The organism is Bacillus sp. AFS041924 (assembly GCF_002577195.1).
Lineage (GTDB): Bacteria > Bacillota > Bacilli > Bacillales > Bacillaceae_G > Gottfriedia.
This window is the reverse complement of the sequence record NZ_NULG01000132.1, coordinates 1-12,262: the sequence shown is the minus strand read 5'-3', so window position 1 is coordinate 12,262 and position 12,262 is coordinate 1. Positions and strand designations below refer to the sequence as shown.

13 protein-coding genes and 1 other annotated feature are annotated in these 12,262 nt (G+C 32.6%); of the genes, 9 read left to right on the top strand and 4 right to left on the bottom strand.

The window, feature by feature from the left end; all coding sequences use genetic code 11:
* The 6 genes from COC46_RS20710 to COC46_RS20685 form a co-directional block, all read left to right on the top strand.
* Window positions 1-308 (top strand): transposase (locus COC46_RS20710; protein ID WP_176545241.1); only part of this gene is annotated, 308 nt, incomplete at its 5' end.
* A gap of 310 nt (window positions 309-618) precedes the next feature.
* The gene (locus tag COC46_RS20705; protein ID WP_098811785.1) at window positions 619-1,374 is read left to right on the top strand and encodes a DUF2087 domain-containing protein; all 756 of its coding nucleotides are present in this window, start codon (window positions 619-621) and stop codon (window positions 1,372-1,374) included.
* Window positions 1,375-1,395: 21 nt separating this feature from the next.
* Entirely contained in the window at window positions 1,396-1,764 is a 369-nt protein-coding gene (locus COC46_RS20700) for a GIY-YIG nuclease family protein (protein ID WP_098811784.1), read from the top strand.
* A 59-nt stretch (window positions 1,765-1,823) separates the two neighbouring features.
* Window positions 1,824-3,152, top strand: a complete 1,329-nt coding sequence (locus COC46_RS20695; protein ID WP_098811786.1) for an MATE family efflux transporter — start codon at window positions 1,824-1,826, stop codon at window positions 3,150-3,152.
* A 231-nt stretch (window positions 3,153-3,383) separates the two neighbouring features.
* On the top strand, window positions 3,384-4,715 hold the full coding sequence (locus COC46_RS20690) for a cytochrome ubiquinol oxidase subunit I (RefSeq protein WP_098811783.1): 1,332 nt from the start codon (window positions 3,384-3,386) through the stop codon (window positions 4,713-4,715).
* A gap of 20 nt (window positions 4,716-4,735) precedes the next feature.
* Window positions 4,736-5,752 (top strand): cytochrome d ubiquinol oxidase subunit II, encoded by a 1,017-nt coding sequence (locus COC46_RS20685; protein WP_098811782.1) that lies wholly within the window; start codon window positions 4,736-4,738, stop codon window positions 5,750-5,752.
* Between the two features lie 260 nt (window positions 5,753-6,012).
* Here the strand turns inward: COC46_RS20685 and COC46_RS20680 are convergent, their stop codons facing one another.
* From COC46_RS20680 to COC46_RS20665, 4 genes are all read right to left on the bottom strand, one after another.
* Window positions 6,013-6,666 carry an amino acid ABC transporter ATP-binding protein gene (locus COC46_RS20680; protein ID WP_098811781.1) on the bottom strand — a complete coding sequence of 218 codons (654 nt, stop codon included), beginning with the start codon at window positions 6,664-6,666 and terminating at the stop codon, window positions 6,013-6,015.
* Window positions 6,667-6,678: 12 nt separating this feature from the next.
* A complete protein-coding gene (locus COC46_RS20675) occupies window positions 6,679-7,320 on the bottom strand; it encodes an amino acid ABC transporter permease (RefSeq protein ID WP_098811780.1) in 642 nt (213 codons plus the stop codon).
* A gap of 15 nt (window positions 7,321-7,335) precedes the next feature.
* Window positions 7,336-8,112, bottom strand: a complete 777-nt coding sequence (locus COC46_RS20670; protein ID WP_098811779.1) for an amino acid ABC transporter substrate-binding protein — start codon at window positions 8,110-8,112, stop codon at window positions 7,336-7,338.
* A gap of 67 nt (window positions 8,113-8,179) precedes the next feature.
* Window positions 8,180-8,440: a binding site (T-box leader), on the bottom strand.
* Window positions 8,441-9,222: 782 nt separating this feature from the next.
* Entirely contained in the window at window positions 9,223-9,402 is a 180-nt protein-coding gene (locus COC46_RS20665; protein ID WP_098811778.1) for a hypothetical protein, read from the bottom strand.
* Window positions 9,403-9,699: 297 nt separating this feature from the next.
* Here COC46_RS20665 and COC46_RS20660 point away from each other — a divergent pair, with 297 nt between their 5' ends.
* From COC46_RS20660 to COC46_RS20650, 3 genes are all read left to right on the top strand, one after another.
* A complete protein-coding gene (locus COC46_RS20660; RefSeq protein ID WP_098811777.1) occupies window positions 9,700-10,581 on the top strand; it encodes a radical SAM/SPASM domain-containing protein in 882 nt (293 codons plus the stop codon).
* Window positions 10,582-10,713: 132 nt separating this feature from the next.
* Entirely contained in the window at window positions 10,714-11,328 is a 615-nt protein-coding gene (locus tag COC46_RS20655; RefSeq protein WP_097973192.1) for an acetate uptake transporter, read from the top strand.
* A gap of 131 nt (window positions 11,329-11,459) precedes the next feature.
* Window positions 11,460-12,095 carry an FMN-dependent NADH-azoreductase gene (locus COC46_RS20650; RefSeq protein WP_098811776.1) on the top strand — a complete coding sequence of 212 codons (636 nt, stop codon included), beginning with the start codon at window positions 11,460-11,462 and terminating at the stop codon, window positions 12,093-12,095.
* The last annotated feature ends 167 nt before the right edge of the window (window positions 12,096-12,262 follow it).

Sequence of the window (12,262 nt, the reverse complement as noted above, 5' to 3'; positions counted from 1 at the left end):
AAGAGTGTGTAGTATGTCCAATGTTGGAACAGTGTACAAAATCAAAAAATCATCAAAAAGTAGTAACACGTCATGTTTGGGAAGAACATAAAGAGAAAGTCCGCTTAAATAGAATTTCTAAATCTGGAAAATTACTTTATAAATATCGAAAAGAAAAAGTTGAGCGTAGTTTCGCAGACTCAAAAGAGCTGCATGGACTACGCTACTGCAGGTTACGAGGATTAAAAGGAGCTATAGAACAAGCATTGCTTACAGCTGTAGTTCAAAACATAAAGAAGATCGCAATGCATCTAGCACGTACAGCATAGGTGTATTTTTTATGTTTAAAACACTATTTTTTTCACTTAAACCAATAAAAAATAGGTAATAAAAAGAGTGTAGAGAAATTTTTAGGGGTTTCTCTACACTCTGAAGTGTACCTTAGATACACTTTTTTTATAAAAATTACACTATAGTATTCTCTTTTCTATTTCTTCAAAAGGATTTCTATGAAACTATTTTTTTGCGAATTGATGAAATTGACATTTTGCAAACAATAACATATTATGTTTGTAAATAAATAAACATTTTTTGTATTTGTTTGTTAAATGATAAATGAAAAAAGGTTGTGTTTGGAAAGTGGAAAATTTAGACGTATTTTGGAATGCTGAGCTAGATGAATTAAAACAAGGATATATTGAAGAGGAAAATCATTATATCTGTTTGCTTTGTAGTAGAAGAATTGAAAAGGGAATTATTTATCAAGAATCAGGAATTCTCTATGAAGCAAAAAAATATATGAAAGTTCATATAGAACAAAGCCACGATTCTGTTTTTGATTATCTAATTCAGTTGGATAAAAAGCTAACGGGATTAACTGAGCATCAAAATCATCTTTTACGTCTTTTTTATCAAGGTAAAAGTGATGCAGAAATACAAAAAGAAACTGGCGTCGGTAGCGCTTCTACAATTAGGAATCATCGCTTTGTTTTAAAAGAAAAAGAGCGACAAGCAAAGTTATTCCTTGTGTTGATGGAGCTTTTAAAAGAAAAGGATCAGCATGCTCCAAGCTTTTTATCACTTCATAAAACAGCAAAGATGGTCGATGAGCGCTATAACATTACCGAGGATGAAAAGGAAAAAGGCTTAAAAAAGTATTTTCCTGAGGGAACGGATGGACCATTAAAGAAATTCCCATTAAAGGAAAAACAAAAGCTTGTCGTTTTGAGGGAAATCGTTAAAAGATTATCACCAAATAAGACTTATACCGAGAAAGAGATAAATGAAGTACTAACAGCTGTTTATCCTGATTATGTCGTGTTAAGAAGATACTTAATTGAATATGGATTTATTGATCGAAAGTCGGACGGAAGTAGCTATTGGTTAAAAGTTTAGTAAACGAAAGGTTGTTATGAAATGAGTAGAAAAAAAGAATTGAAAATGCAATATAAAGAAACAAAGGTTCAAGCAGGTATATACCAAATCAAAAACACTAAGAATCAAAAAATTTTTATTGTCAGTACTAAAAATTTAAAAACAATAAATGGAAAGAAATTTGAATTAGAGGCAGGATTTTGTACAAATAAAGCACTTCAACAAGAGTGGAATGAATATGGTAAAGAGTCATTTGTATTCGAGGAATTAGAAATTTTGAATGAAGAAGATATTAGTCCGTTAGGGATAAAGGGAGATTTAAAAAAATTTGAGGAAAAATGGTTAGAAAAACTGCAACCTTATGGTGAAAGAGGATATCACTCAAACAATGGTAAGGATGATCTCTTTTGATTACATCAGAGATAAATCCTCGTGAGAAAAAAGAAGTAAAATTTACTTTATTACGTCCAATGATCATGTTTTTAATTCCACTACTTTTAAGTAATATTATGCAGTCTATTGGCCAAGTATTTAGCATGATTATAGTGGGAAATTGGCTAGGAGAAAATGCTTTAGCTGCAATATCAGCTTTCTTTCCAATCTTTTTCTTTTTAGTTTCATTTATTATTGGAATTGGTTCTGGTAGTTCAATTTTAATTGGCCAGGCGCATGGTGCAAAGTTTGATGAAAGACTAAAATCCATTGTTGGAACAACGCTTACTTTTACCTTTTTCCTCGCATTAGTGTTGGCCATTATAGGTAATATTTTCATTGAAGATCTATTGAGAGTAATAGGAACTCCAGAAAATATTCTTCAAGTAAGTTCTCATTATGCTTCAATTTTATTTTGGTCGATCCCGGTCTTATTTATCTATATGGTATATACGACGCTTATGAGAGGCATTGGAGATTCGAAGACACCATTTTATTTTCTAATAGTCAGTACGGTTTTAAATGTTGCACTTTTACCACCGTTAGTATTTGGTTGGGTAGGAATACCGAAGTTTGGAATTTATGGGGCAGCTTACGCATCTGTAGGATCAACTATTTTGACATGTATCGTTTTATTCATCTACTTACACAAATCAAAACACCCTCTCCGCATTGATTCTTCAATAAGAAAATATTTACGGATGGATAGAGAACTATTGAAACTAATTTTAAAACTAGGTATTCCAACGAGTATTAATATGGTATTCCTTTCGATTTCTGAAATCGCCGTTATTACTTTTGTGAATCAATATGGTTCAGACGCTACTGCCTCGTATGGGGTAGTAAATCAGTTAGTAAGCTACGTTCAAATGCCGTCACTTTGTATCGGAATCGCAGTATCTATTTTTGCTGCTCAATCAATTGGAGCAAATCAGTTTGAACGATTAAATCAAGTTATTAAAATAGGATTATTACTTAACTATGTATTAGGCGGTATCGTTATTTTACTAACCTATCTTTTCTCAAAACCGATCTTAAATTTATTTCTAACAAATGATAATACAGTTCAAATTGCGAATAGCTTATTGATGATTACGTTATGGGGTTATTTAATTCTAGGACATTCGTTTATTTTAACGTCAACAATGCGAGCGAGTGGAGCAGTGCTATGGCCAACACTCATCAGCATATTCGTTATCTGGTGTATTGAAGTACCTGTTGCCTATCTATTGTCTCATTACACAAATCTGGGGATGAAAGGGATTTGGGTAGGATATCCAGCGGCCTTCTTAGTCGGACTTGGACTAAACTATTTATATTATAAATTTTCGTGGAGAAAGAAACGGATTGTACGATTAGTAAATTAAATGAATGAGGTGAAACCACAATGACATTTGTGGTTTCTTTTGTTTGGTCAATTCGATTGTTTACCTAATTTTACCGTATACCTTTATTGTTATAGGAACATACTTTTATAGATACAAATCGTAATCAAAATTTACAGATTGAGTTCACAAAATTGTAACATTAATCATCATTTGCTTAGAATAATTAAATTCATTGGACAATAAGATATTACATTATAGGGGGGATTTCAGATGGAGTTGGATAATGTCACACTCAGTAGATTACTAACAAGTATGACACTAGTATTTCACATTATTTTTGCAACAATTGGTGTAGGAATACCCTTAATGATTGCGTTTGCAGAAGGGTTAGGAATAGTAAAAAAGGATCCACATTATACGCTCATGGCAAGAAGATGGGCTAGAGGGTATACCATTACAGTTGCAGTTGGTGTAGTAACTGGTACGTGTATCGGTCTACAACTATCTTTATTATGGCCGAGCTTTATGAGAATTGCGGGTCAAGCAATTAGTTTTCCATTGTTCATGGAAACATTCGCTTTCTTTTTTGAAGCAATATTCCTAGGGATCTATTTATACACTTGGGACCGATTTAAAAAACCGATTTATCACTGGTTGATTATTTTACCAGTTATATTAGGTTCAACTTTGTCAGCATTTTTTATCACGACCGTAAATGCATTTATGAATACTCCACAAGGCTTTACCTTGGAAAACGGAACCATTAAAACGGTTGATCCAATTGCTGCTATGTTTAATCCGGCTGCTCCATCAAAAACTTTACATGTAATCGTTACTGCTTATGTTGCGTCTGCACTTATCTTAACGTCAATCGCTGCGATTCAAATACTAAGAGGAAAGAATACGGAATATACACGAAAAGGACTTCGACTAGCAGCAACCCTAGGATTAATTTTTGCCGTTTTAACAGGTGTTACAGGAGATGTCTCTGCAAAATTCCTTGCTAAATACCAACCTGAAAAGCTAGCAGCAATTGAATGGCATTTTGAGACTGAGAGAGGGGCAGATTTCGTATTATTCGGAACACTGGATGACAAAACACATGAAGTAAAATATGAAATTCGAATTCCTAAACTGTTAAGCTTTTTATCTTTCTCAGATTTTAATGCGCCGGTAACTGGTTTAAATGAATTTCCAAAAGATGAGACCCCGCCTTTGTACATACATTATTTATTTGACGTTAAGATGACCTTTGTTGCCTTAATTATATCGATGACCTTCATCTTTGTTGTATTTTCTATTAAGAAGAAAAATTGGATGCATAATAAATGGCTATTACGTGGACTAGCGTTGACCGGACCATTAGCAATGATCAATATCGAACTTGGCTGGATGATTGCCGAAATAGGCCGACAACCATGGATATTAAGAGGATATATGAAGGTTTCAGAGGGAGCCACAACTGCCAAAGGACTAGGCGGTATGTTTTGGTTATTTTTTGCATTGTATGTATTTCTAGGAGTCTTTTGTACGATCGTTATTCGAAAAATGTTCATTCATAATCCACCTGAAGATGAACTTCAATATCGTTTAAAAAAATAAAGTGAAAAGGAGGTTGTGCATTGAATATTGAGTTGCTAGGTATCATCGTTTTATGGGTATTTCTGTACGGATATATTATTGTCGCATCAATAGACTTTGGCGCAGGCTTTTTTGCTTATTATGGAAAAGTAACTAAAAAAGACCATTTAATCAATAATTTAATCAGTAGATATTTATCACCTGTTTGGGAAATCACGAATGTATTTTTTGTATTTTTCTTTGTTGGCATTATCGGCTTCTTTCCAAGTGTTGCTTACTATTATGGGACTGCCTTATTAATTCCAGGTAGTATATCATTAGTCCTTTTAGCAATAAGAGGCTCATTTTATGCTTTTTCTAATTATGGATCAAAGGAAAATAAAGTGTATTTATTTTTATACGGAGCAACAGGATTATTAATTCCCGCATCGTTATGTACAGTTCTGACCATTTCTGGTGGAGGATATATTGTAGAAAAAAACGGTGTCGTTCAATTTTTAGCTGAAAAATTATTAACTAGCATTTACTCGTGGAGTGTTGTAATTATAGCAATCATTTCAGTATTGTATATAAGCGCAACTTTCCTAACGTTCTATGCAAGCAAGGCAAAGGACAATAGTGCCTTAGAAATTTTAAGACAATATGCGCTATTTTGGACAGTTCCGACAATCTTATCAAGCTTCTTAGTTTTTGTAGGATTAAGAGATAATAACGTAAAGTTTTATAAAAATATTATTGATCATTATTGGTGGATGTTTTTATTATCACTTATTTGCTTTTTAATTGCTTCGACTCTAATTCTAATTAAACGAAATTATGGAACAGCATTTATATTTGTTATGCTCCAATTTTTCTTCGCATTTTTCGGCTATGGGGCAGCGCATATGCCATATATTTTAGATCCATTTATTACAATTTACAATGGATACACAAATCAAACATCCGGAACAATGCTAGTAACGGTATTTTTATTAGGATTACTTCTATTAGTGCCATCACTATTGTTTTTATTTAAACTATTTTTATTTGATGCCGAGTATGTTCAAGGCAAAAAATAAGGTGGAGGAGACAGAATGCACTCTTCTAATAAACATGAAAAGCGGCTAGTGATTCTTTGTATGATCGTGGCTATAATTATGGGATTGTCATTTATTAGTAAATTTTTTCATTGAATAGTGAGATAAAAAGGCGCCACTTGGAAATTGTGGTGTCTTTTTTTGTGAAGGTGGGTGTTGCAAATAAAAAAGGCGAATCTGCAAATAACATGCTAAATTCACCTAAAAGAAAGTTTATTTTACTTCTTTTGTAGCCTCGATATTTACGCACTTTCCGTAACTTTTCCTTCTTTTACAAGGAGCGTACGAGTTGAAACATTTTTTGCGAATTCCATATCGTGAGTGATGACTAGAATACTCATTCCGCCTTTTGCTAAGCTTTTCATAATTTCAGCAATTCCGTTCGTTAGTTCTGGATCTAATGCTGAAGTAGGTTCATCAAAGCAAAGAATTTTTGGTTGTAATGCACATGCTCTAGCAATAGCTACACGTTGTTGTTGACCACCTGAGAGTTCGTATGGATATGAATTCGCTTTGTCGCTTAAACCAACTTGATCTAATAAATTCATAGCTCTTTTTGAGGCTTCTTCTTTATTCATACCTAATGCAAGTATTGGCGCTTCAATAATGTTTTCAATCACTGTTTTGTGAGGAAATAAATTATAGTTTTGAAAAACGAGGCCAACGGTTTTTCGTACGTTTAAAAGATCTTTTTTCGATTTAATGATTTGGCCATCTATTTCAATTGATCCACCATCAAAACTTTCCAAGCCATTAATGCAACGTAGAATAGTTGTTTTTCCGGCTCCGGATGGTCCTAATAGGGTAACGATTTCTCCTTTATTTACTTCAAAAGAGACTTCATTTAATACCGTTTGTTTATTAAACTGTTTTATTAAGTTATTTACTTTTAACATGAAAGTCTCTCCTTATTTATAATATGAATATCGATTTTCTAAACGTTTAAATAAAGTTGTTAAGATTGCTGTTAATAGTAGATAGATAACTCCAACGAAAACAAGAGGGAGTAGGGAAGCACTAGTATTAGATGCAATTTTAGCTACTCGAAGCATATCATCAAGTCCAACTACATAGACAAGTGCTGAGTCTTTTATTAGTGTAATAACTTCATTTGAAACAGGAGGTAATACTTTTTTAGTCATTTGAGGAAGAATAATTCTTTTAAAAGTTTGACTACGACTTAAACCTAAAACCTCTGCTGCTTCGTATTGTCCTTTATCAACTGATTGAATACCAGCTCTAAATATTTCACCAAAATATGCTGCGTAATTAAGTGCAAATGCGATAATTACTGTTGTAAAACGGTCAAACACAATACCGACTAATGGTAAACCAAAAAAGATAAAGATGATTTGTAAAAGTAGAGGTGTACCACGCATTAATAAAATATAAGAACTCATAATTGATTTGATTGCTGTTATATTTGAAAGTCTTCCAAGTGCTATGATGATTCCAAGTGGGATTGATAACGCCAGAGTAATTATGAAAACCTCTAGCGTTACTGTTAATCCATCAAGCATGGAAGGGATTAATGCTGTAATTTGTTCCATGATCGTAATCTCCTTTTATTTCAATGTACCGAACCATTTTTTATAAATCTTGTCGTAAGTGCCATCTTTTTTCATCGCATCTATTTCTTTGTTAATTTTTTTAAGTAAAGCATCATCTTCTTTTCTAACGCCAATTCCATACTCTTCTACACCAAAATTATCTTCTAAAATTTTGTATTTATCTTGGCCTCTTTTATTCATGTAGTATCGAGCTAATGTTTCATCTGCTACAACAGCATCAACACGTTTTGACTCTAAATCCATTAAAGCTTGGTTATTATTTTCGTATAATACGGGTTTACTACCATTGAATGATTTTACTAATTTCTCATCTTTATTAACTGCATCTAAAGAACTTGAACCTTCTTGAATACCAACATTTTTACCTTTTAAATCTGATTTAGTTATTATATTTGAATTTGCAAGGGTGATAATAACTTGTCTATTTTTTAAATACGGACTTGAAAAATCAACCTTTTTCTTACGTTCATCTGTAATTGAATAACCATTCCAAATTGCGTCGATATTGCCAGATTTTAATTCAGTCTCTTTCATTGACCAATCAATCGGTTGGAAAGTTACTTTCATTTTTTCACGTTTAAATACTTCGTTTGCTAAATCAATATCAAAACCAACAATTTTACCTTGATCGTCTTTAAATCCCATTGGTACAAAAGTATCGTCAAGTCCAACGACCACTTCGTTCGCATTTCGTTTCTCTTTTCCACAACCTGTTACAACTAATATTGAAATCATACACATGATAATTGCTGACATTAATTTTTTCTTCATTTTTACTCTCTCCCTTAAACTATTTTTAAAAAACAAAAAACTCCCGACCTCTAGCTATATGGAATAGCTAGAGGACGGGAGTATTACTCACGTGGTTCCACCTCTATTTTATTGATACCTCACGATACCAACCTCTTCAAGTGCAGCAATTAAGCTATACTCTAGCACGATAACGGGTGCAGGGAATCCGGAAACAGTCTACTACCAAAAAGGGTTCGGTGCTCAGCTCAGAGATGTGTTCAAAATATTGTCTTATGCCCCTCGCACCAACCGGGAACTCTCTGTTTAAGAACTTAATACTTTTACTATTTCTCATCATGGCTTTTAAATTTAAATTGTTAATAATATTCAATACTGCAGTTTTTATAAATCCAAACTAGTTTGTTTTGCGATGAACAAATAATATTACAGATGACAAACAACTGTCAACAAATTTTATTTAAAAAAACTGTAATTTTGTCAGATTTTGGGTAGGAAATTTCTCGGGAAATATGGAAAATTGTCGATTTAATACTGATTGGAATTGTAAAATATTATCAATTCACAGAAATAACCTATACTCCGTGAATTTCGGTTAAAAAAAGTAAGAATGAGAGGGGAAATACTCGTTCTAGGCAGCTGAGTTGGTTTTATCTATGTAGTTTTTCAAAGAAGTAGCCCGTTCGAGCAGAAGCATACGGGCAAATTCTTTTTTGTTGAACTAACTATACTAATAACCAATTGAATTAATGCAATGACAAAGGGCATTGCGATATGAATAAGTTAACAAAAAATTCATGTCATCAAAGTATATCGAAGGAATCGTATGTTATAATAAATATATATATAAAAGAACGAGTGCGCTTAAACTCGTTCTAGGCAACTAAATAAGCCGAAATGGTTTTATCAGAGTATTTTTACAAAAGAAGTAGCCCATGCCGTGCAAAGCATAGGGGCTATTTCTTTTTTGTTGCACTAATTATACTAACAACTAATTGGATCAATGCAACGAAAAAGGTCATTGCGATATGAATAAATTAACAAAAAATTCATTTCATCATAAGTATATCGAATGAATCATATGATATAATAAATATATAATAAAAAAGAACGAGTGCAGCAACACTCGTTCTAAGTAACTAAATAAGCCGAAATGGTTTTATCTATGTTTTTCAAAGAAGTAGCCCATGCAGCCAAAGCATAGGGGCTATTTCTTTTTTGTTGCATTAATATACTAACTACTAATTGAATCAATACAACGACAAAGGTCATTGCGATAAAGATCAGTGTAAGTATTTCAAGTGTTTGCATTTTGGCATCACCTCCTTTCTACAAAAAGTCGTAGAAAAGAAGATAAAACTATTCCCCTATGCTATTTAGTTACCTAATTTTATTATAATAAAATAATTCTGTTTAAACTGAAGTAATAATAATTGAATTTAAACAATTTCATGAATTTTTAGAATGATTACAATTCTGTTCGGTTGGTAAAAATTGAACAGAGTGTCGAAATATTAATATCTTGAAAATTATTGTATGATAGGATTATTCGAAGTTTTTTATAAAGTGAAATTTGTGGATATAGATAAATTAAAGTAGGAGAGTAGAATGAGAAAATTTAAGAAAGTTTATATAGAAATTACAAATATATGTAATTTGAAGTGTAATTTTTGTCCGAGCCCTACGTTAGAGAGACCGTTGAAATTTTTGGATGAGAAAGCATTTACTCATGTTGTAAATTCGGTTAAACCTTATACGGATCATATTTATTTTCATTTGATGGGTGAACCGTTTTTAAATACAAAGCTTGGTCGTTTTTTGGATATTAGTCATGAAAATGGTTTGAAGGTCAATTTAACAACAAATGGTACGTTAATAAATAAAGTAAAGGATTTATTAATTGAATCTAAAGGTTTAAGACAAATCAACTTTTCACTTCATAGTTTTGAAGCGAATGACTTAACGAAGGATTTGCATGATTACGTTGAAAATATTACGAATTTCATTAATGAAGCGAATGAAAAAAGCGATATGATTTGTGCGATTAGGCTTTGGAATATGGATAGTGAAGAGTTAAAAGCAAGCAATTCATTGAATATTGATATATTAAAATTACTTGAGGAAAAACTGAATGTAGATTTTTCTTTAAGTGAAAGACTACAAGAAACGCACAATATTAAACTGCGCGATAAAATATATTTAAATATGGCAGAAAAGTTCCAATGGCCAGATATGGGTAATGATATTATCGATGAAAATGTATTCTGTTATGGTTTGAGGGATCAAATTGGAGTACTAGTTGATGGAACAGTTGTACCATGCTGTTTAGATAGTGAAGGTAAGATTCCACTAGGGAATATTTATGAGTCTTCATTAGAGGATATTTTAAATTCAGAACGTGCAAGAGCAATTTATGATGGCTTCTCAAGACGATGTGCAGTGGAAGAATTATGTAAAAGATGTGGGTACGCAAAACGACATAAAAAATAATTTTTAGGAAAAAGCGCTTTCTTTTTAAAAGAAAGTGCTTTCTTATTTAAAAGCGAAAAATAGCTATATTAATCCTCAAAAATTTATAGTAGTATAGTTTAGTCTGTTAAAAGTTTAGGAGGATTTACATTAATGAAAGACGTACAACAAATTAAAATAACTACTGCAGATCCATCTGCAATTGGTTTATTCGGTTTAGCGATGGTAACGCTTGTTGCCTCAACACAAAAACTAGGAATTACTGATGGGGTATCGTTAGTATTACCTTGGGCGATATTTTTAGGTGCGATTGCACAATTATTTGCGAGTATTCAGGATTTCAAACATAATAATGTATTTGGCGCAACAGCATTTGGAGCATATGCGTTCTTCTGGTTAGCTGTTGGTACTACTTGGTTAATCCAATTAGGTGTTTTTGGAAAAGCTTTAATGAATGCAGCAGATGTAAAACAGCTTGGTTTTGCTTTTGTAGGATATTTAATCTTTTCAATTTTTATGACAATCGGTGCAATGGAAACACATAAGGTCTTATTTATTATTTTTGTATTAATTGATTGTTTATTTATTGGATTATCATTAAGCACCCTAGGATTTATGGAAGAGGCTACACATACTTTTGCAGCATATAGTGAATTAGGAATTGCAATTATGTCATTTTATGGATCAGCTGCAGCTGTTTTAAATAGTCATTTTGGAAGAGAATTTTTACCTGTTGGGAAACCATTTGGTATTTTTAAAGCTAAATAAAGTTAAACTTTTAACCTTTACTATTTGAGTAAAGGTTTTTTTTATAAACAATTGTATTGTTTGGTTAGAAATAACAGAAGATAATATCGTGCTTTTATAAGGAGAAATTGAAATGAAAGGTGGAAATACGTTTGACAACACTATTGTATATCACAGCACATCCTCACGATAAGTCTACTTCATATAGTATGGCAGTTGGTGATGCATTTATCGAGAGCTATAAAGAGGCGCACCCTAATGATCAAGTAGTACATATTGACCTTTATAAGGAAACGATCCCTCATATTGATGCTGAAGTTTTTTCTGGCTGGGGAAAACTTCAAACTGGAGGAGCTTTTGATACACTTTCAACGGGTGAGCAATCAAAAGTAGGTAGATTAAATGAGATTGTAACGCAATTTGCTGAGGCAGATAAATATGTTTTCGTAACACCATTATGGAACTTTTTATTCCCTCCAATTATGAAAAACTATATTGATGCGATTTGTGTTGCTGGTAAAACGTTTAAATATACTGCTAATGGGCCACAAGGATTATTAGGTGGTAAAAAAGCTTTACATATTCAGGCACGTGGTGGAGTTTATTCAGAAGGCCCAGCAGCAGGTCTTGAAATGGGGCATCGCTATATTGGAACGATCATGAGCTTCTTAGGTGTACAAGATTTTAATGGGATCTTTGTAGAAGGTCAAAATCAATTCGCAGACCGAGCTCAAGAAATTAAAGAACAAGCAATCCAAAAAGCTAAAGAAGCTGCTAAGGATTTTTAAGATAGTTTAGACAGAAAACTCACTTTGATGTGAGTTTTTTTGAGGAAAAACGCGAGTGATAATAGCATGTGCGATGCGAACGCTAGGTGAACTATATTGATAAAGCTGTGAACTTGGTGCATAAAGCAGTGAGTATTGTGCGTAAATTGCTGTGATTTGTTCATAAA